This window comes from Bacillus swezeyi (genome assembly GCF_030908325.1).
Lineage (GTDB): Bacteria > Bacillota > Bacilli > Bacillales > Bacillaceae > Bacillus > Bacillus swezeyi.
On sequence record NZ_CP133085.1, the window covers coordinates 1662585 to 1682418 of the forward strand.

General features: G+C 42.0%; 17 protein-coding genes, 4 pseudogenes and 1 riboswitch. Of the genes and pseudogenes, 8 read left to right on the forward strand and 13 right to left on the reverse strand.

Features of this window, described 5'->3' with window-relative positions:
* Positions 1–20: 20 nt before the first annotated feature.
* Positions 21–1532: a sporulation kinase KinD gene (locus tag RBH91_RS08250; RefSeq protein ID WP_307894131.1), complete on the reverse strand. Its 1512-nt coding sequence runs from the start codon at positions 1530–1532 to the stop codon at positions 21–23.
* Positions 1533–1768: 236 nt separating this feature from the next.
* On the opposite strand from RBH91_RS08250, the gene RBH91_RS08255 reads away from it, so the two are divergent.
* Positions 1769–2218 (forward strand): MarR family transcriptional regulator MhqR, encoded by a 450-nt coding sequence (locus tag RBH91_RS08255; protein ID WP_148955829.1) that lies wholly within the window; start codon positions 1769–1771, stop codon positions 2216–2218.
* Between the two features lie 24 nt (positions 2219–2242).
* On the opposite strand, the gene motB is transcribed toward RBH91_RS08255, so the two are convergent.
* The 3 genes from motB to RBH91_RS08270 form a co-directional block, all read right to left on the reverse strand.
* On the reverse strand, positions 2243–3022 hold the full coding sequence (gene motB, locus RBH91_RS08260) for a flagellar motor protein MotB (RefSeq protein WP_307894132.1): 780 nt from the start codon (positions 3020–3022) through the stop codon (positions 2243–2245).
* Positions 3015–3818 carry a flagellar motor stator protein MotA gene (motA, locus tag RBH91_RS08265; protein ID WP_076797428.1) on the reverse strand — a complete coding sequence of 268 codons (804 nt, stop codon included), beginning with the start codon at positions 3816–3818 and terminating at the stop codon, positions 3015–3017. The genes motB and motA overlap by 8 nt, the downstream gene beginning before the upstream one ends.
* Before the next feature lie 201 nt (positions 3819–4019).
* Positions 4020–6113 carry an ATP-dependent Clp protease ATP-binding subunit gene (locus tag RBH91_RS08270; RefSeq protein ID WP_307894133.1) on the reverse strand — a complete coding sequence of 698 codons (2094 nt, stop codon included), beginning with the start codon at positions 6111–6113 and terminating at the stop codon, positions 4020–4022.
* A gap of 220 nt (positions 6114–6333) precedes the next feature.
* Here RBH91_RS08270 and RBH91_RS08275 point away from each other — a divergent pair, with 220 nt between their 5' ends.
* The 5 genes from RBH91_RS08275 (at position 6334) to queF (ending at position 9991) form a co-directional block, all read left to right on the forward strand.
* Positions 6334–7368: a YkvI family membrane protein gene (locus RBH91_RS08275; protein WP_307894134.1), complete on the forward strand. Its 1035-nt coding sequence runs from the start codon at positions 6334–6336 to the stop codon at positions 7366–7368.
* Positions 7369–7448: 80 nt separating this feature from the next.
* Positions 7449–7493, forward strand: a riboswitch (PreQ1 riboswitch).
* Positions 7494–7649: 156 nt separating this feature from the next.
* Positions 7650–8309: a 7-cyano-7-deazaguanine synthase QueC gene (gene queC / locus RBH91_RS08280; RefSeq protein WP_076763866.1), complete on the forward strand. Its 660-nt coding sequence runs from the start codon at positions 7650–7652 to the stop codon at positions 8307–8309.
* A 2-nt stretch (positions 8310–8311) separates the two neighbouring features.
* On the forward strand, positions 8312–8752 hold the full coding sequence (queD, locus tag RBH91_RS08285) for a 6-carboxytetrahydropterin synthase QueD (protein WP_148955823.1): 441 nt from the start codon (positions 8312–8314) through the stop codon (positions 8750–8752).
* Complete coding sequence (queE, locus tag RBH91_RS08290; protein ID WP_307894135.1) at positions 8745–9476, forward strand: 7-carboxy-7-deazaguanine synthase QueE; 732 nt, start codon at positions 8745–8747, stop codon at positions 9474–9476. The genes queD and queE overlap by 8 nt, the downstream gene beginning before the upstream one ends.
* Before the next feature lie 17 nt (positions 9477–9493).
* Entirely contained in the window at positions 9494–9991 is a 498-nt protein-coding gene (gene queF, locus RBH91_RS08295; RefSeq protein ID WP_009328607.1) for a preQ(1) synthase, read from the forward strand.
* A 586-nt stretch (positions 9992–10577) separates the two neighbouring features.
* On the opposite strand, the gene RBH91_RS08300 is transcribed toward queF, so the two are convergent.
* The 5 genes and pseudogenes from RBH91_RS08300 to RBH91_RS08320 form a co-directional block, all read right to left on the reverse strand.
* Positions 10578–11369, reverse strand: a complete 792-nt coding sequence (locus RBH91_RS08300) for a DUF817 domain-containing protein (protein ID WP_307894136.1) — start codon at positions 11367–11369, stop codon at positions 10578–10580.
* Between the two features lie 108 nt (positions 11370–11477).
* Positions 11478–11699, reverse strand: a complete 222-nt coding sequence (locus tag RBH91_RS08305) for a helix-turn-helix domain-containing protein (protein WP_268510871.1) — start codon at positions 11697–11699, stop codon at positions 11478–11480.
* Between the two features lie 10 nt (positions 11700–11709).
* A complete protein-coding gene (locus RBH91_RS08310) occupies positions 11710–12192 on the reverse strand; it encodes a DUF2975 domain-containing protein (protein WP_307894138.1) in 483 nt (160 codons plus the stop codon).
* Between the two features lie 793 nt (positions 12193–12985).
* Positions 12986–13297: a hypothetical protein gene (locus RBH91_RS08315; RefSeq protein WP_307894139.1), complete on the reverse strand. Its 312-nt coding sequence runs from the start codon at positions 13295–13297 to the stop codon at positions 12986–12988.
* Between the two features lie 68 nt (positions 13298–13365).
* Positions 13366–14737 (reverse strand): annotated as a pseudogene (locus RBH91_RS08320) (lipase family protein).
* Between the two features lie 52 nt (positions 14738–14789).
* Between RBH91_RS08320 and RBH91_RS08325 the strand changes: the two are divergent.
* Positions 14790–15129: pseudogene (locus tag RBH91_RS08325) on the forward strand (DUF1433 domain-containing protein).
* A gap of 526 nt (positions 15130–15655) precedes the next feature.
* On the opposite strand, the pseudogene RBH91_RS08330 reads toward RBH91_RS08325, so the two are convergent.
* Positions 15656–16311 (reverse strand): annotated as a pseudogene (locus RBH91_RS08330) (ribonuclease YeeF family protein); the annotation flags it as partial.
* 254 nt (positions 16312–16565) lie between these two features.
* On the opposite strand from RBH91_RS08330, the gene RBH91_RS08335 reads away from it, so the two are divergent.
* Positions 16566–17687: a response regulator aspartate phosphatase gene (locus RBH91_RS08335; RefSeq protein ID WP_307894140.1), complete on the forward strand. Its 1122-nt coding sequence runs from the start codon at positions 16566–16568 to the stop codon at positions 17685–17687.
* 677 nt (positions 17688–18364) lie between these two features.
* Here the strand turns inward: RBH91_RS08335 and RBH91_RS08340 are convergent.
* The 3 genes and pseudogenes from RBH91_RS08340 to RBH91_RS08350 form a co-directional block, all read right to left on the reverse strand.
* Positions 18365–18544 carry a hypothetical protein gene (locus tag RBH91_RS08340; RefSeq protein ID WP_307894141.1) on the reverse strand — a complete coding sequence of 60 codons (180 nt, stop codon included), beginning with the start codon at positions 18542–18544 and terminating at the stop codon, positions 18365–18367.
* Positions 18545–18568: 24 nt separating this feature from the next.
* Positions 18569–19138: a hypothetical protein gene (locus RBH91_RS08345; RefSeq protein ID WP_307894143.1), complete on the reverse strand. Its 570-nt coding sequence runs from the start codon at positions 19136–19138 to the stop codon at positions 18569–18571.
* Positions 19139–19309: 171 nt separating this feature from the next.
* Positions 19310–19431, reverse strand: a pseudogene (locus RBH91_RS08350) (hypothetical protein); the annotation flags it as partial.
* Between the last annotated feature and the right edge of the window lie 403 nt (positions 19432–19834).

Here is a 19834-nt window from a genome sequence, read left to right on the forward strand (position 1 = left end):
TTTTCAGAGCGGGAGCTGCTTTAGTCATCCTGTTCTTTTGAAGTCGGAAGCGTGATCGTTACGGTTGTGCCTTTATGCCGCTCGCTTTCGATCTGAATGGTTCCTCCATACATGGAAATGATTCGCTTGCAAACGACAAGGCCGAGTCCGGTTCCTTTTTCCTTGGACGTGACAAAAGGCTGGAAAATCTTCTCAATCATCTCTTTCGGAATGCCCTCTCCGACATCCTTCACAACAATTTCTGCTGTTTGTTGATCATGTTCAATTTGAATCAGCAGTTTCCCACCGTCTTTCATTGATTCCAACGAGTTTTTGGCGACATTTAAAACGACTTGCTTAATATGATCCTTTTTACAGAAAACGTATGCCGGATTTTCCGCACGGTTCTTGAACTTCACTTCGACATTATATAAATTGGCTTCAGAATGAATAATCGGCATGATCTCGTCAATCATTTCATTCAAGGCATTTAGCTGCCATTGTTCAGCCGTCGGTTTTCCAAGCACAAGAAACTCACTGACGATCTGGTTGATCCGCCGGATTTCCTGATCGATGATCGAGAAATACATTTGATCTTCTTTAGATTGATATTTTTTCTGAAGAAGCTGGATGAATCCGCTGATTCCGGTCAGCGGATTTCTGATTTCATGGGCGGTGCTGGCCGCCAGGGTGCCGATTAATTCCAGCTTTTGCGCTTCATTCTGGGCGCGTTCCTGTTTGGTCCGCCGTTTAAGCAAAACGTATTGAATCAGGAGGAACATAATATTAAGCAGGATAAAGATACTTAAAAAGGACAAGAGAAGACTGTGAACAAGTTCATCAAGCTGAACAGGTTCAGGATAGACTTCAAGCTTCCAGTCGATCTGGTCCAAAAAAGCATCAACAGTCCCGCCGTCCGGCTTCTCAGCAGGCGAGTGACCGGCCGAGAAGAGGACTTCGTTCTTCTGATTGAGAATTTTGATGTAAAGCTCAGGGCTCAGTACATTCATGATATTTTTTAAATAATCGATGCGAATGGAGGCCAGCAAAAAGTTTGTCGTCCTCCCCTCGCTATTAAAGACGGGGGTGAATATATTGAGCTCTAGCTTGTCCGTCAGAATCCCGGCCTCATCTGTGATCACGGATTTCTTTGAGTTTTTCGCCTTTCGGAGAATATTCTTGTAGGTGACCGGCTTTTTTTCTTTAACGGGCGCCGTGCTGACCATGACATCGCCGTTTTCATTTAAAAGATACAAGGCCGAAAAGCGCGGCTCTTTTTTATAGGTTTCCCTCAGAATGTGCTTGATATGTTCTTCATTGATGGGGTGGTTGAGGGCCGTTGCCACTGAACTGAGCCTCGCTTCTGTTTCACCGATCAAATAATTGATTTGGTTCCGGTGAATATTCAGCATAAGAGTCGCGGTCTGCCGATGTTTTTCGGTGATATTTTCGCGTTCTTGTTCGTATATAAAAAAGCTTATAATCAAGGCCGGTATCATCACCAGGATTAAATAAAGCCTTATTTTCTTCCATATATTTTTCGAATTGCGCATTTTCTCACTCTCTCCCAATCGATACAGGAATAGAGGTATTATATCACTAGTAAGAGCCGATTTATAGAAAAGATAACCAATACCTTGAAAATAGGACACAATACCGTGGAATTTCCGGATATATCTATTTGATGTTCATTTCCTATCATCATAACATGGCTTGAATGTTAACAGTTGACATTTTCCTCATAGTTTATTAATGTTTTCCTGTAGTTGTTTCTTTGGAGATGAGAGATATGAGTAATAGAGAACAGTCATTAAAATTATTTATTGTATTATCACGAGCGTACAGATCAATTAACGATCATATGAATAAACATATTCATAATCATGGTCTGAATCCGACGGAATTTGCTGTTTTGGAGCTTCTCTATCACAAAGGTGATCAGCCCCTGCAGCAAATAGGGGATAAGATCCTTCTGGCGAGCGGGAGTATTACATATGTGGTTGACAAGCTTGAGCAAAAACAGCTGATCATCAGAAGAGCCTGTACAACAGACCGCAGGGTCACGTATGCGCAGATTACGGATAAAGGAGTCAAGCTCCTGGAGCAGATTTTTCCGGGTCATGCTGAAGAGCTTCATCAAATGATCAGTGTTTTGAGTGCTGAAGAGAAAGAAGCTTGCATCGACATGCTGAAAAAAGTAGGTCTGAACGCAAAAAACTTTTATCAGAGCAAAGAATAAGGAAGCTGCCAAATCGCAGCTTCCTTATTCTTTTTTATTCAGATTTTCTTGTCCGATCGGCAGGATGAGAATTTCAACCCGTCTGTTTTTCCTTCTTCCATCTTCCGTATCGTTTGAAGCGATAGGCTTATATTCTCCGAAGCCTTTTGCGCTGAATATCTGAGCGTCAAGCTTTGGATTTTCGATCAAGAGCCCCATGAAATTGACAGCGCGCATGACGCTTAAATGCCAGTTTGATTTAAATTGAGAGTTTTTAATCGGCACATTATCTGTATGTCCGCTGATCACGATATTGCGCGGCGGATTCAGCACGAGGAGATCGGACACTTCTTTGGCGAGCGGAATGTCCTGCTTGCGGATCTCCGCTTTCCCTGAATCAAAGAAGATATTATCCTCGATTGAAAGAAGAAGCCCTTCGTCTGTAAGCTTTGTATTAACCTGGCTTTCAAGCTTCTTCTCTTTGATAAACCGGTTGACCTGTTCCTGGATTTTTTTCAGCGATTGCTTGTCCTTTTCTTTTTGATCTGCGGATACATCTTTAGATTCATCTGGACTTTTTCCGTCCTCGGTTGTGCTTGTTTTCGGCTCGGTGAAGCTTGAATAGTCCATCATTCCCGTACCGCCGGTAAACACGGCATTGAATGATTTAGACAGCATGTCGAACTTTTTGGCGTCGATCGAGCTCATAGCAAACAGTACGATGAACAGCGCCAAAAGAAGTGTAAGCAGGTCGGCATAAGGAATGAGCCAAGATTCATCTACATGTTCTTCATGGTCTTTATGCTTCTTTTTTTTTCTAGCCATTATTGGTTTCCCCTTTTTCTCCTTCTGGAATCACGATGCTGGAGCGTTCGCTAGGAGAGACATACATTAAAAGCTTTTGTTCAATGACTTTCGGAGCCTGTCCTTCTAAAATGGAAAGGATGCCTTCAATCATCACTTCACGGACTTTGACTTCCTGTTTTGATTTGCGCTTTAATTTATTGGCAAAAGGATGCCAGAGTACGTAGCCTGTAAAGATCCCGAGAAGCGTGGCGACGAAGGCGGCGCTGATCGCATGACCGAGAGCTTCAGTGTCACTCATATCTGCAAGTGCGGCAATCAGTCCGACAACTGCTCCCAATACACCCAATGTCGGGGCATATGTGCCTGCCTGGGTAAAAATGCCTGCTCCCATCTGGTGCCGTTCCTCCATTGCTTCGACTTCTTCAGTCAGAACGTCCCGGATAAAATCGGCACTTTGTCCGTCTACCGCCATGCTCATGCCGTTTTTCAAAAACTCATCATCGATTTCATTCAAGTTTGCCTCCAATGCGAGAAGGCCTTCGCGTCTGGCAATTTGCGCCCATTCGGAAAACATGGGGATCAGTTCATTGAGTTCGATCATCTTTTGCTCTTTAAACAAAATGCCGAAGAGTTTGGGAACTTTTTTGATTTCGCGGATTGGAAATGCGATGACAACTGCTGCGATTGTTCCGACAAGTATGATCAGCCATGCCGCCGGATTGACGAGAACGGATGGGCTGACACCTTTCATAACCATGCCGACACCTACTCCGATGATAGCTAAAATGATTCCAATTAACGATGTTTTGTCCATTTTTTCACCAATTCCTTTAACTAACTTTTCTATCGTTAATATCGGTGCCGCAATATAGGAACTTTAGGGTGTTTCAGAAATTGTTGCAAAATCAAGGTGAAAAGGGACTTTTGAATGATCGAATGGAAATAAATTGAATTCAGCTGTGTCTTGTGCATTACAAAGGAAAAGCCGGCTTCCATTGCAGGAAGCCGGCAAGTGTTAAGCGATTGTTTTCACCGCAATATCACCGTTTTCAACTGTGACGTGAAAACCTGTGATATGTTCTTCTTCAAGCAGCAGGTCAGTCATTTGATCTTCAACGACTCCCTGAATCGTTCTTCTTAAAGGACGTGCGCCAAATGCAGGATGGCATCCGATTTCAGCTATTTTTTCTTTTGCTTTTTCTGAAACCGCAAGTGTCAGCTGCTGGTCGCTTAATGTTTCTTCAAGCTCTTTCAGGAGCAGATCGACGATTTTGACGAGAGCCTCTTTTTCAAGAGACTGGAATTCGACAATACTGTCAAATCTGTTCAAGAATTCCGGTTTGAAGTAGCTGCTTAAAGAATCGATTAATGATTGTTCACCCATCAGCTGCTCTTCTCTGTTAAAGCCGACTGTTGTCCGTTTTTCAGAAACGCCTGCATTGCTTGTCATGATGATGACGGTGTCTTTAAAGCTGACTGTCCGTCCTTGGCTGTCTGTCAGACGTCCGTCTTCCATGATCTGCAGGAACATGTGTTGAACATCAGGGTGGGCTTTTTCGATTTCATCGAGCAGGACGATGCTGTACGGGTTTCTCCGGACTTTTTCTGTTAGTTGTCCGGCTTCATCATGTCCGACATATCCCGGAGGTGATCCGATCAGTTTGGATATGGCGTGTTTTTCCATGTATTCGCTCATATCAAGGCGGATCATGGAATCCGTCGTGCCGAACAGTTCTTCGGCAAGCCGTTTGGAAAGCTCTGTTTTACCGACGCCTGTCGGACCGACAAACAGGAAAGAACCGACAGGCCTGTTTTTGGATTTTAGACCGGCGCGGCTTCTTCTCACGGCTTTCGCAACTTTTTTGACTGCTTCTGCCTGTCCAATGACGCGGCTTGAGAGATTTGCCTCAAACTCTTTCATTTTCTTCTGATCATCATGCTGAAGCTTGCCGACCGGAATGCCTGTTTTTTGTTCAACGATCGCTTGTATGTCTTCCGCTTTGACTGTTGCTTGTTTTTCTTCTGTTCGGTTCTCCGTTTTGCTGTGCAAAGCTTCTTCTTCATCACGAAGCTTTGCCGCAAGCTCATAATTTTCTTTCTGCAGCGCTGCTGCTTTTTCTGCTTCGATCTCTTTTAGGCGTTTTGACGCTTGTTCACCGCTGACTGCATCGATCTGCAAGTTCGCTTTTGAACCCGCTTCATCCAATAGGTCGATCGCTTTGTCGGGAAGGTGGCGGTCTTGGATGTAGCGGCTTGAAAGAACAACACAGGCTTTGATCGCTTCATCTGTATATGATACACCGTGATAGGTTTCGTATTTTTCTTTCAGACCGTTCAAAATGGCCGTTGCCTGTTCAATTGTAGGCTCATGCACCATGATCGGCTGGAAACGGCGTTCTAATGCGGCATCCTTTTCAATTTGACGATACTCTTTCAAGGTCGTAGCGCCGATGACTTGCAGCTCGCCTCTGGCAAGCGCAGGTTTTAAGATGTTTCCCGCGTCCATGGACCCTTCAGCAGAGCCGGCACCGACAAGAAGGTGGATTTCATCTATGAAAAGAATGGCGTTTTTGCGTTCTTTCAGCTCTTTCATCAGCTGTTTCATTCTCTCTTCAAATTGTCCCCTGATCCCCGTATTAGCCACGAGGGAGGCGACATCAAGCATATAGAGCTCTTTGTTTTTCAGCTTATTCGGCACATCGCCTTGAGCGATTTTTAAAGCAAGTCCTTCTGCAACGGCTGTTTTACCGACCCCGGGTTCCCCGATTAATACCGGGTTGTTTTTATTTCGGCGGTTTAGAATTTCGATCACGCGGTCCACTTCATCATCGCGGCCGATCACAGGATCGACGAGGCCTGTTTTTGCAGCATTCGTCACATTGACTGCAAGCTCATCAAGCAAGCCTTTTTTTGCTGCGGTTTGCGGCTGTGCTTGAGAAGGCTGGCTGAAGAAAGAATTTCCTCCAAATAAGTGATTTCCGGAGTACATAGAAGGCTGAGTCAGCTCTTTGTAGCAGTTTTCACATAAATCCATTTGTTTTTTTGTGTAATTGATTTGCATGTTTAGGCGAATCGTCGCCTCATTTTTTTGACAATGTTGACAACGCATTTGCCAAAACCCCTTTCAATATAATTTGACCTTTATTGACCAATTGAGTTTTAAAAAATGGTCTGTTCTTTGACCAACTTTGACTATAGTATACCTTGACTATCTTTGACTTTCAAGTATGATGCTTTTCTTTTTTGTTCCGGCATCCTGAAGTTGTCCTTCTTTTTAAGGAACCTGTCTCATACGATGAAGAAAGGGAATTTGTTGACGGAGGAGAAATATGAGTCAATCACAAGGATCAGCGTTTCAGCTGGCATTTGTTTATGTAGGAACTGTCGTCGGAGCCGGATTTGCGACGGGAAGAGAGATCGTTGAGTTTTTTTTAAGGTTCGGCTGGACAGGTTTGGCCGGAATCATGATCAGCGGGCTGATGTTTACTTTTCTCGGTGCGAAAATCATGCTGATTTCAATCAGAATCAATGCCAAATCCTATCAGGAGTTAAATAAGTTTTTGTTTGGCCCCACGCTCGGAAAATTTGTCAATGGTTTCATGCTCATGATATTGCTTGGCGTGACCTCTGTGATGCTGTCAGGAGCGGGGGCGATCTTCGAAGAACAGCTCGGCCTTTCCAATCAGTCGGGGATGCTTGTGACGATTGCTTTGAGTCTGTTCGTAATGATGAGGGGTGTAAAGGGAATATTCGGTGTCAATATTATCGTCGTTCCTTTATTGCTGTTTTTTTCATTGATCGTCCTGTTTGATTCGTTTATTTTTGGCGGGCCTTCCGTCCACACGCTGCCGGCATCTTCGGCAAAGATAGACTGGGTGCTGTCGGCTGTTTCATACGGCGCTTTTAATTTGTCGCTCGCACAGGCTGTGCTTGTGCCGATCGCTTCTGAATTAAAATCAGAACGGCTGATTAAAAAGGGGGCGTTTATCGGAGGGACCCTGCTTACCCTTGTATTAATCGCGAGTTTTTTATCGCTTTCTACATTGCCTGATGTCCTTTTATATGAAATTCCGATGGCGCAGGTCGTCTATATTGTCCAGCATTCTGTACATATCATCTACCTGTTTATCATTTTCGGGGAAGTCTTCACATCGGTCATCGGCAATTTATACGGTCTGGAAAAGCAGATCAATGAATATCTTCATATGAAAAGTTTTTATATCTTCATCTTCATTTTGCTGACGATTTACTTAACCGGACAGATCGGCTACGGAAAATTAATTTCCACCATCTATCCATTATTCGGGCAGCTGAGCCTTGTCTTTATTTTCTTTCTGATCATCAAAAGAGTGCCAAAACGATGAGGGAGGGTTCCGCACTTGGCGAAAGCCCGGATTTGTGATAAGATGGCGAAAGAAAATTGAACAAAATCCGCTCGGAAACTGCGGGAGAGGTTCTAGCAAAACCCTCTATAAAAAACTAAGGAAAGCTGTATCCTTGGGGTATGGCCTTTTTTATTGTTTTTTTGCTAGAACACCTTTCCTAAAAAAGAAAGGTGTTTTTTCTTTCCGATATCAGAGCTTATGTAGCAAAGCATCCACCAGAATTTTTTTGGAAAAGGGTGAAAAGCGGAGAAGGAGGAATTATGAAACAGGAAAAAGCGGTCGTCGTATTCAGCGGCGGTCAGGACAGCACAACTTGCCTTTTGTGGGCATTAAAACAATTTGAAGAGGTGGAAGCGGTCACCTTTCATTATAATCAGCGGCACCAGCAGGAAATTGACGCTGCGAAACACATTGCCGAAAAGCTTGGCGTCAAACATCATCTGCTAGATATGGCGCTTTTGAATCAGCTTGCGCCAAACGCTTTGACAAGGGATGATATCGAGATTGAAGCTAAAGAAGGAGAGCTTCCGTCCACATTTGTTCCTGGACGCAACCTCGTGTTTTTATCATTTGCTTCCATCCTTGCCTACCAAATCGGTGCGCGCCACATCGTAACAGGCGTATGTGAGACGGACTTCAGCGGCTATCCGGATTGCCGGGATGAGTTCGTGAAATCATGCAATGTCACCGTCAATCTGGCAATGGAGCGCCCGTTTGTGATTCATACGCCGCTTATGTGGCTGAACAAGGCAGAAACTTGGGAGCTGGCCGATGAGCTTGAGGCACTTGAGTTCGTTAAAAATGAGACACTGACCTGCTACAACGGAATCATTGCAGACGGATGCGGCGAATGTCCGGCCTGCAAACTGCGCGCTAACGGCTACAACGAATATATGAAAATGAAAAGGGAGAGAGCTTAACATTGCTTACACAAGTCTACCCGCAAACAAGTCATCCTTACGCATTTGAATTAAATAAAGATATGCAGATGTCGGCTGCCCATTTTATCCCGAGGGAAGATGCAGGTGCATGCAGCAGGGTGCACGGCCACACGTATACAATCAATATCACGATTGCCGGAGATGTATTAAATGAATCTGGTTTTCTCGTCAACTTCAGCACGCTTAAAAAATTGATCCATGGAGAATATGACCACACGCTTTTAAATGATCACAAGGAATTTTCAGGTGAGAGCGCTGAACAGATACCTTCGACTGAAGTTGTGGCGAAAACGATTTATGACAAGGTAGAGGCCTATTTAAAAGGACTTGAAAACCGGCCTCGTTGTGTTCAAGTGTTTGTCAGGGAAACTCCGACAAGCTATGTCGTGTACCGTCCAAAACCGGGTGATCAACATGGCTAAGCCGATTCCGGTGCTGGAAATTTTCGGCCCGACCGTTCAGGGAGAGGGCATGGTTATCGGCCAAAAAACGATGTTTGTCAGAACAGCCGGCTGTGATTATTCATGCAGCTGGTGCGATTCAGCTTTCACATGGGACGGCTCGGCCAAAAAAGACATCAACTGGATGACCGCAGAAGAAGTATACGAATCTCTTAAAGAAATCGGCGGAAACGCCTTTTCACACGTTACGATTTCAGGGGGAAATCCAGCGCTTTTAAAACAGCTGGACGGCCTGATTTCTCTTTTGAAAGAAAACGATATTCGGACAGCACTCGAAACGCAAGGGACATTTTACCAAGACTGGTTTGTGAATATCGATGACTTAACCATTTCGCCAAAGCCGCCAAGTTCAAAGATGAACACCGATTTTAAAAAGCTTGATCATATCGTCGGCAAGCTGGATGAACACGGCAGGCTGGACTCAGCAAGCCTGAAGGTCGTCATTTTCAACCCGCTCGACCTTCAATTTGCAAAAAAAGTCCACCATCGCTATCCCGATATCCCGTTTTACATTCAGGTCGGGAATGACGACGTTCATACCGAGGATCAGGGGCGGCTCGTTGAAAGGCTCCTTCAAAAATATGAAGAACTGGTCGAAGCGGTCACCCGCGACCCTGAATTAAACCGAGTCCGCGTTCTTCCCCAGCTTCATACCCTCATCTGGGGAAATAAACGGGGTGTTTAACAGAAAGGAAGATGAAAATGACAACAAGAAAAGATTCAGAGCTTGAAGGCGTAACCCTCCTGGGAAATCAAGGAACCAATTATTTGTTTGACTACTCTCCGGAAGTGCTGGAGTCTTTCCCGAATAAACATGAAAACAGAGACTACTTCGTAAAATTCAACTGCCCGGAATTCACATCCCTGTGCCCGAAAACGGGACAGCCTGATTTTGCGACCATCTATATCAGCTACATCCCCGATAAAAAAATGGTAGAAAGCAAATCTTTGAAACTGTATCTCTTCAGTTTCCGCAACCATGGCGATTTTCACGAAGACTGCATGAACATCATCATGAACGATTTAATTGAGCTGATGGACCCGCGCTACATCGAAGTCTGGGGCAAATTCACGCCGAGGGGCGGAATCTCCATCGACCCGTATACAAACTACGGCAAGCCGGGCACAAAGTACGAAAAAATGGCCGAGTACCGGATGATGAATCATGATTTGTATCCGGAGACGATTGATAATCGGTGATGGTTTTTCCGTTGGATGAAACGGAGTGTGGTCACGAAATCGAACGGTTTTGTGATCGGAGTGTGACGTCACTGTGTAATCCGGTCACATAAAAAGTGTGACCCGTAAAAATACGGTATTTTTATAGTGAAATGGTCGAGGTGATCAATACGTTTGTAACCTAGACGTGCGTAATTGCACGTCTATTTTTTGTCTGAAATTCTGTTCGAAAAAACAAGCATACGTCGTTTTTAAAAGGCGTATATGATTCCGGAACGCTCGAAGAAATTGGCTTATATGCGGTGCGTCAAACGTTCATCGCAACGAAGCGAAGCATATTCGAAATCTTTTGCCGGCTATAATAACAGCGTGCCGGACAGGATGTTAGACCAACTATACGAGACAAGATTCGATTCGTTAATCGAAGGGTGAAAGGGGATATTTTCGTCACCCGTCTCGTTAACGTAACTTCCTATTCATTTATCCATATATTTAAGTCAACATTAAGCCCACTTCGATTTTCGAGGTAGCAGCTCCAACAGAGGTGATATGCATATGACTTAATTGTGTAGTATTCCACAGTTTAAATAAAGAAGGTTCTTAACAGTTATAAAAATTGACCAGTATCTACTCTAGTGCAATTTTTCCCCTTTACCTGTTTTAACGTCGCTACTATAAGAAAGCTAACAATCACTAATAAAAGCCATGAACTCACCTTTCCTAGATGAACGAGACTCCATGCATCGGTTTGGTTTGGATATTTCCAAGCCCCAAAAAACGTTGCGATATTTTCGGCTATCCATATAAAAAATCCGATGAGCACAAAAGAAAGTGCGAGCGGCATACGGTAACGAGTTCCATTAACATCGTATGTGACCCATGATTGCCAAAAGACGATCATGACAAGTCCAGATAACCACCAACGAACGTCAATCCAATAATGGTGGGTGAAAAAATTCAAATAAATCGCAGAGGCAAGATGTACAACGACCAAAAACGGCGGCCACTTAACCAGTTCAACCTTAAGCCTCCTCCAAGCCTGGCAAAGATAACTGGCTACACTTGCGTACATAAAGCCGCTATACAAAGGCACTCCGAAAAATTTGGAATACCCTTCCTCCGGATAAGCCCAGGAGCCCATATGTACCTTGAAAAGTTCAAGAGCAAGTCCAATAAGGTGGAACAATGTGATCACCTTTAGTTCATCCCGTGTTTCAAGCCCGGAATACACCATCCACCACTGCATGAGAAGGCAGATGATGAGCAGCCAGTCATACCGTGGCAGGAAGGGAAGTGGTATGATTTGTGTAATAGCCAAAGAGGCAAAAATAACGACAGGAAATAAACATGACAGGGCCTGTTCCCAACCAAAATGAACGAGTTGTTTTAGTGCTCTCATGATTTGTGCCTCCGAAGTTTTTTTCTGAATATATGAAAACGACTTAGGGTTATGTGCATAGGGTCACCGCCGAATAACTTTCTTTTTCTTTCAATATTAAATACTTTATTAATTCTGGGTGTCTTCATCACTGCGGTATTCCAAAATATCTCCGGGTTGACATTCTAAAGCCTTACAAATCGCCTCTAAAGTTGATAATCGAATGGCCTTTGCCTTTCCATTTTTCAATATAGAAAGATTAGCCATCGTGATTCCAACCTTCTCTGAAAGTTCGGTAACGCTCATTTTCCTTTTAGCCAGCATTACATCAATATTGATTATAATTGCCATTGTTTTCACCTCAGACTGTTAAATCATTTTCTGATTTTATATCTATAGCTTCTTGCAAAAGCCTTTGGAGAACAGCAGCAAAGACTGCGATAACCATTGAAGCTAAAATAAGGACCAATCCGATTAGGATGATACCTGGAGCGTCGTCCATCTCCGCGATGAGATAGAAGAGCGGCATGCCTACCGCAAATAAAGTACTGATGGTGATTGCACAGTATTTTATATTCTTTAAAGCCCGTACAGATAATTCCGAGAAAGCTTTATTCCGGTCAATATAGCTTAAAAGTTTAAAGGCTTGATACAGAGCAAAGTAAAAAGGTATCGCCGCTGCATACAAATCGGCATAAACGAGATATTTCAGATAAGAAATACCTGGATACAATTCGGCTGCAAAGTTCGCTATTTCCGGTACGAAAAATATGCACAAAGCAAGAACTGGCATTCCAATAAGAATAACAGCTATCTTTAAAAAGAGTGTTGATCCTCGTTTCATAAAAAGCACCTCACCTATTTTTGTCGATTTGAATTTAACATATTATTTATCGTTTTACAATAAAAAAATATTGATATAGATGATTTTATTATTGTTATAGAATGATCCTTTTGATTTTAGACAAGATGGCAGATGGCGTTACTTTGCCGGAAACAAAGCCGTTTATAACAACTGAGCAAGTGCAAAGCAACACGTCAGCGGAGTACACATTACCTTTTGAAGGTCTTTACGGCTTCCGCCATACGACACGAAACGCTCACGCTCAAAGCCGCTTGAGAACGATACTTAAAAACGAAGATTCAAGATAAGCCAGAAATCACGATCGAATTAGATTTCGTTGAATTGAAAAACGCCGGTTACGCGGTCGCTAAGCCGGGCCTCGGCGATACCATTCCGCCTATTTACAATGAAAAGCACTAGATATGTTAAGAGCGAACCGAATCTTAAATTCCTTAAAGTTTTAAAAGAAAAAGAATCGATTTTTCTCAAACGTATTTCAAGTTTATCGGATATATATATTGAAATCCTTAAAAGCCTAACGGGTCTTAATAAAATGGCTTTAAAGGAATATGTGTCATAACAAGAGGACCTGCATATGTTGTGTTTTAAAAATAAAACAGCTGCCGATTAACACGTCTTTGCCCTTGTGCGAACACTCGGGGTGAAGTCGAGGAGTTATTCGAGGTGAAGATCGAAGACGCTGACGAATAATCGGCGTCTTTTTAGTGTGGCGAAAACAGAAGAGAGAATGTTGTTATATTTAAATACATATAAGACGCCAATTAAGGCGCCTTTATCTCGTCTTAAATCCATTCACAAAATTTTCTCCGTCCTGCTCCATTTTGATAAGCTGCTGGGCGCTTTGGCTGATCCGCTGGGCGAGCGCCTGCTGCGCTTTTCCTTCGAAACTGTAGAGAAGTGATGAATAGACGCTGTTTATTTCTTTTTGTATGTCGTCTACTTTAAACTTCGGTCTGAGGGTGTTGCGAATGGATTCGAGTTTGGTTCCGGCTGTGCCTCTTATGCCCGTCTTCAGCATATTTAGCTGCCTGCGCTTCTCCATCGGGTCGTTTTGCTGTTTGATTAATTTATTTAACGTATCCATTTACTCAACTCCTATAGTTTAAGCCAGTTTGCCAGCATCTTGTCTTTTGATTTAAAGTCTTTTGCGATTTACGCCAGGTATCCGCTGATGTCTTCTAAATCGGAAATCGTATTTTGCAATGAAGCAATGTATGCTTTTTCAGCATGGACATCGTAAAACAGCGGATTTCCTTTTTTGTCAAACGACTGTGCCAGATCATTCAGTGTATTGTTTACATCATCGAGCGTAAGCTGATCATATAAACCGTCCGACCTGGCGATAGGTGTCGTATTTCAGGTCGTTGATCGCGGCGTCGTGTTCCTGATAGGTGTTCTCGGCCTCTCGTTTCATTGTCCGCAGATCGTTGATGATTGCATTTACTTTTTCCGCGAGCTGTTTCGCGACTTCGGGTGTGACTTTAATCGCTCCGCTGGCAGACGCGACCTCGGCGGGCAGCATCGCTTTTAAATTTTTGTCATAAACGAGCTCTTCGCCATCTATATTTTGAATGTTGCCGTCTTCGTCGAAGGAGAAGTTATTACTGCCGACCCAGTGTGTATCAGGCATTCCTAAGATTGCAGTCTGAACGAAATACCCAGCGTTTTGCCCCATTTGTTGGAATACATCGCCTTGCATTCTCGTCTCGCGTACGGCATTTGATAATTCAGGGTCCTTCGTATAAATCGTCGTTCCATTGTGGCGGTCATACTCGTTCCACCAACCGGATCCGATCATATCGTCTGGATTGATGATCGATTTTATGTACCGGTCATATTCACCGTTATTAATTTTCTTTCGCTGCTCTTCCGAGTGCAGTTTAACGATCGCTGGGTTATTGAATGCAACGGCGTAGATATTGTTATTAACCGCACTATATTCTGCCTCAGCTCCACCGAGAGAATGGCCGGTTGTTGATACGATTGTCGAAGTGCCTTTATATTTTTGTTTAACTTCCCGTACAAGTTGGTCGGCCTGATCGATTTGGGACGTTTTCGTAACCAATTTATAATTGCCGGAGCTAAGCATCGCGTCTTGTGAAGGAGTCCCATTGTATTTTCCAAGTGTTTTAGAAGAATCTTTCGCATCTTTTTCGATTATGTAGTGTTCCTTCTTTTTCGGATCGATTCCCATCACAACGTTTCCGCCATCTGCATCCACGAGATCCTGAAAGAACTGACTTTTCGCGTCGGTTCCGGCGAAAGCCACGACAACGTTTTCGGGGGAATCGGATCTAACCCAATGTCCATCTTTAGTCTTTTTTCCTTGAGATACGACAATCGCGTCAAGTCCTGTGTCGCTATCCCTCTTGATTTTTTCTATGTACCAATACGAATTCTTTTCGGTTTGTATTGGTTTTCCGGACTTCAACAGATCGTCCAACCGTTCTCGGTCGTAGGCTTCTCGATTAAGAATGAAATAAGTTTTATCTGATATATTTGGCATTTTTATGTCGTTACTCAAATACATCGCCTCTTTATTTTTGTAAAATTAGGATATGAAAGGGTTGATTTCTTTGAAAAAGAAAAAGTACATAATTATCCTTATTTTAATAATTATAGCAGTTGGAGGATTTATTATGAAGTATCAGCATGATCAAAAAGAAAAAGAGATTGCTTATGTTAAAGAAGCTCAAGAACATATGGAGAAGTTTTTGTATGAAAATTAAAAGGTTTAAAGATGTTAGTTTTTCTGATGATTATTACATAAGCCCTATGGGGGGTATAACGGTAGAAGGGTATTTAAATGGAGATGAGCAAAGCAAATTCCAAGGAATATATGATCCTCCTAATCAGGAGATACAGTCCTATACTATCTATGATGATGAGATCGAAAAAACTAAAATTAATAAATAGAGAAGCCCGCTCAATCGAGTCGGGCCTTTTTCGCTTTATATGCTCTTTTTTCATGCCGCATCCGCGGTACTATAACGGTTTACTGTTCCTCTTCAATCTCCTCGACATAAAATAATTCCTTTATAGGTACGTTTAATCCTCTACTAATAATGAATAGTGTTGTGATGTCATTTTTCCGATATGCGGTGACAAGTTCGTATTTCACTTCACCGCCGGATATATATTTCCGAACAATTTGTCTGTTTGAATAAAGTGTGTATTGGCCGCTGACGAAGCTCTTGCCTGTGCCGATTTCATCGGTGACATCGACAGAGCCGAGCTTTTTGAACCCCTTCATATTATACACTCTGCCATTGATGACGCGAATACCTGTATCAATCTTTTTGGAATGGTCTGCTTTGGCAAGCGAATCGACTTCAGTTTCTTCTTGATCGGACAATTTTTTCAGCATGATTTCCATCGGCGACGGCTCGGCATTTTCCATCTCTCCCTTGAGACCGCCGACCGGACCATTGATGTTTGTATTCTCATCCGGCTTTAAAATAGAGCCTTTCTGATAGCCGGTGATTACAATTTCAGGCCCGGTATACATTTTCCCGAACCTTGCGTTGTATTTTTGCATCGTTTCAAGATCGTTTTCAGCGGTTTTGAGAGCGTTCGTCTGTTCTCTATCAAACGTATGCAGCTTTTCAATCGTCTGGTTGATGTCTGTCTTTCAGTACTTTTCGATTTTGTTCATGAAAATCATTGTCATTCAAATCCGGCAAATCGACAATTTGGCTGACTTTCGCAATCGTGGCGTTGGCTTTGGACACCAAATGTTTCGTTGTTCGATCAGCTGCGTTTAAGCCTTGTTCCAGTTCGTGTTCGAGAAACGATTGTGAAATAAGTCCGTTGTGATTCGGTTCAAGGGATTCCAGTGCATCTTTGATTTTTTTCAGGGCTGATTGATATTTGCCGATAAAAGATTCATAGAACCTCAAGAAAAGGGTATGGCATTCCTCGTAAAAGGCCCGTATCGCATCGCCGCCTTTTCCTTTTAAAGCATCGTCTAGAGATACAATACCTTCAACGCTCTTTTTGAAGTTTGCGATTTCATCTGATTGTTGTTTTAATTGTTCCAGCTTTTTGGTCAATTCCGTTCCGTAACGCCTGAATGTCTTGTACTAAAGTAACAGTCAGCAAAGAGTTAACCACTTTATGGAAAATAATTGAGGGATAAACCCTGGAAAACCATGAAAATGAATCTTATTGATTAGGTCTAAAAACATGTTCTGCTTAATTTGTTTACATATTAGAGTCTTTTATGGGAATGATAACAATATATGGTTGTAAATAATAGGTTTATTTTGTAGAATAATTACTATACAGATAAAGGAAGTCTAATATTTTAATTTTTCTAAAAACTTGTATCTTGAGAGAAAGGGAGAGGCGACGTGGATGTGATACCTTATGATTTGGTTGCGACGAAAATGAACTTTTGGTATACAGCTTTAAAAAACAATTGGCCGGGACAGGCGGAGGATACTAGGAAAGAAGTTGAAAGAGAATTAGATCAAATGGAACAAAACCAAGATGTGGTTGTCTATTATAACTTATTGTTGTTCCGGCACAACCTTCAATTTGATTATATGTATTCTGATCCCGGTGGTAATTTAAATAGTCGATTTGAGGAATTCAAAAAAATTCGAGATCAGAACAACCTTGAAGGAATGCTGGAATATTATTATCAATTCTTCGCGGGAATGTATCATTTCAGACAAAAAGAACTGATACTTGCTTTGAATTTCTATAGGAATGCCGAAAAGCAACTTGATTTTTTTGACTGTGATGAGTTGGAAAAAGCAGAATTTTATTTTAAAACATCAGAAGTGTATTATCACATGAAACAGACATTTTTCTCAATGAATTATGCTACTCAAGCATACAACATTTATAAAAAGTATGACACTTATGGAGAACGCAGAGTTCAATGTCAATTCATACTTGCTGGTAATTGTCGAGATCAAATGCTTCCTGAAAAAGCTATACCAAGCTTAAATCAAGCATTGAATGAATCTAATAAAATAGCCTCCGCTCATTTAATTGGCTCATCGCATTTGAATCTTGGAATATGTTATAATCAACTTGAAGAACTTGAAAAGGCATCCAATCATCTCCAAAAAACCCTTGAAGTGTATAGAGAAGTTAATCACAGTTTTTTATCAAAAGCTTTGTTTAACCTCGCACACGTTAGAGCGAAGCAAGCTGAATGGGTGACAGCCAATGATCTTTATTTTGAAGGAAAAGAATCTGCCGAAAAAAGTCACAATGCATACGATATTGCAAAGCTTGAAATGTTAAAGGGGCTTTACTTGATTCATGATCTGGATTTAGTTAGGGAGTCTTTTAAGTTCTTCAAAGAAAATGGTTTGTATGCAGATGTGGAAGACTACGGAATCATTGCGGGAGAAATTTTGGAAACTGAAGAAAAGATTCGTGATGCCTGTGAGTTTTACCGTATTGCTTGCGATGCAAGAAGACAAATTCAAAGGAGTGGTTATGTAAATGAAAGCTAAATTTTTGATTTGTGCTGTTTTGTTATTAGGTACAGTAGGTGTGGCTAGTTCCGCATATGTTCAAACAGATAACGCTTCTTTTAAAGTCGCAGAAAGATTCGCATCTTAATAAACAAAGACTAGTTAATGATGAAATTATTTTATTTAGATATATCACTATTCCGTTTTACAAGAAAAAATAGCACTGAAAGCCCAACTCTAATTGAGGAGGGCTTTTTTATTTGAGATCAATTTCGATTTCTGTTCCTTTTCCGCGATCACCTTTAGTGCGACGAACTCTCCAGCGGTCATCCTCGCCAATGTTGACGATGATATGCCTAAGTCGTTTCTAAAATCCGTTTTATTCTTCTATACATTACTGATTCGGAGATGGATGTCGAGACAATTGCTAATATGAACACGGTTGAGCTTTTGGCGCATCTTGGCGGACACTTAAAGGAGGTAATCGGAGCATGAACGTATATTACAGACAAACTGTCGTCGGTTGGTGAAACGTCTACTCTGCCGGTTCAGACGATCAATTCGTAAAATTAAATTCGGAGGACTTTCACACATTGCTTCCGCACGTATCCCAGCGAGCATTTGCGGGCTGCGAAGAGATCGAGATGAAGACAGCGCAGGAGCTATTCGATAAGGAGGTGCGGGGAAAAAGGGTGCCGATCAAGGCACCCGTTCTTTCACGCTTCTTTTTCTCTCCCAAGGATTTTGTCTAAAATAAATGAGAAGAAAGCAAACAGCAAGGACATGACCGCCATATCAACAATAGTTACGCCTGAATCCTTTTTGATCACAAAAAATAAAACTAGTTGTAGTATGAAGGTAATGATAAAAAACGATACGTATCTGGCTGCATTCATACGATGACATCCCCTTAATCTCTATTATTTTCCAATGCAACGGACACTAAACCACGCTAAACTTCCGGCTAAACCGAGAACACCGCCACGGATAGCACCACGTCCGACAATTGAAATTATTTTGATTGCGGCCTTTTTCCAAAGTCTCTTTTTTATCATTTTTTCAAGACCGCCGCCGATGAATCCTATTCCAGTAAAGTCGATAATTTTTTCTTTAAGGCATCCCCACCATGAAGCCGTCTGAAATTGACTTGACTGAGCCGCAGGATCGGGGACACCTTTCAAGTCCTCTGCTGTTAGTTCCTCTCCATTAACAAGTTTAACAAAAGCTTCCACTGTAGCAACGGCCGATTGACCGAATTTTTCCGCGACAATATCCTTATTGACAACGAATTTACCGTCAACTTCTGAAGAGGCTTTCCCGAAAATGAACTCTAAGTCCTCGGCTAATTGTTGCACTTCAATTTCTTCCTCGATTGTCGGCATTTCTAGCTGAATTTTTGATTCTGTCCTTGCTTGCGCTTCTGGAGAAAAAGGGACTAAACACATCCCAAACATACAAGCAACTGTCGTTGTCACGACTAGTTTTTTCATTACCACATCTTCCTTTCGTATGTTTTCGTATGTAGTTGATAGATTCATTGTACCAGTATAAGGAAAAGAATTTCATGAGGCTTACATAATATTATATAAATAGGAAAAAGTTAGGATTTACATAAGTCTTTAAAAATAAAAAAGACACCGAAAAACAGTGTCTTAAAGAATTCATATCCTCTTTTTCATTCTGCGTCTGCGCACTCACGTAAGAAAATCCCGTCCTTCACCGAACTTTTAAACAGCGTGTAGTCGCAGTTGTCACAGCGGCCGTAATGAACATCCGTATATTCGTAGTTTACAATCTTTATCTATCGGTCAGGCCGTTTGTTTTCCGCATGTAACGAATCAGCGCGCTTCAATGATGCCCTATACGGATTGATTCGAAATCATCCAAAGCATGGCCGCGATCTGATTTCGTGATTTAGATATTATGATACCGAAAATGGTGGATATAAAGTAACCCGTCAAATAAAGACATATTGGAATTACAGTTTATTAAAATGATACAAGCTTGCCTTTAGATTTCTAAATAGCGAACTCGAATCAGGGTTCCGGTAGAATCCGTTTTTAACAAGCTTACTCTTGAATTCAATTCATTTTTATTCTCTATCATGCAATGATTGGCTTGCTCGAAATTTGACATAGATGGAAAGAGTTCATTAAATGATGTACAACTTTTTATATCGTCTCTAT

Coding starts and splice junctions, on each gene's coding strand:
- RBH91_RS08250 (WP_307894131.1), bottom strand. CDS start 1,532: ATGCGCAATTCGAAAAATATATGGAAGAAAATAAGGCTTTATTTAATC.
- RBH91_RS08255 (WP_148955829.1), top strand. CDS start 1,769: ATGAGTAATAGAGAACAGTCATTAAAATTATTTATTGTATTATCACGA.
- motB (WP_307894132.1), bottom strand. CDS start 3,022: ATGGCTAGAAAAAAAAAGAAGCATAAAGACCATGAAGAACATGTAGAT.
- motA (WP_076797428.1), bottom strand. CDS start 3,818: ATGGACAAAACATCGTTAATTGGAATCATTTTAGCTATCATCGGAGTA.
- RBH91_RS08270 (WP_307894133.1), bottom strand. CDS start 6,113: ATGCGTTGTCAACATTGTCAAAAAAATGAGGCGACGATTCGCCTAAAC.
- RBH91_RS08275 (WP_307894134.1), top strand. CDS start 6,334: ATGAGTCAATCACAAGGATCAGCGTTTCAGCTGGCATTTGTTTATGTA.
- queC (WP_076763866.1), top strand. CDS start 7,650: ATGAAACAGGAAAAAGCGGTCGTCGTATTCAGCGGCGGTCAGGACAGC.
- queE (WP_307894135.1), top strand. CDS start 8,745: ATGGCTAAGCCGATTCCGGTGCTGGAAATTTTCGGCCCGACCGTTCAG.
- queF (WP_009328607.1), top strand. CDS start 9,494: ATGACAACAAGAAAAGATTCAGAGCTTGAAGGCGTAACCCTCCTGGGA.
- RBH91_RS08300 (WP_307894136.1), bottom strand. CDS start 11,369: ATGAGAGCACTAAAACAACTCGTTCATTTTGGTTGGGAACAGGCCCTG.
- RBH91_RS08305 (WP_268510871.1), bottom strand. CDS start 11,699: ATGGCAATTATAATCAATATTGATGTAATGCTGGCTAAAAGGAAAATG.
- RBH91_RS08310 (WP_307894138.1), bottom strand. CDS start 12,192: ATGAAACGAGGATCAACACTCTTTTTAAAGATAGCTGTTATTCTTATT.
- RBH91_RS08315 (WP_307894139.1), bottom strand. CDS start 13,297: ATGGATACGTTAAATAAATTAATCAAACAGCAAAACGACCCGATGGAG.
- RBH91_RS08340 (WP_307894141.1), bottom strand. CDS start 18,544: ATGAATGCAGCCAGATACGTATCGTTTTTTATCATTACCTTCATACTA.
- RBH91_RS08345 (WP_307894143.1), bottom strand. CDS start 19,138: ATGAAAAAACTAGTCGTGACAACGACAGTTGCTTGTATGTTTGGGATG.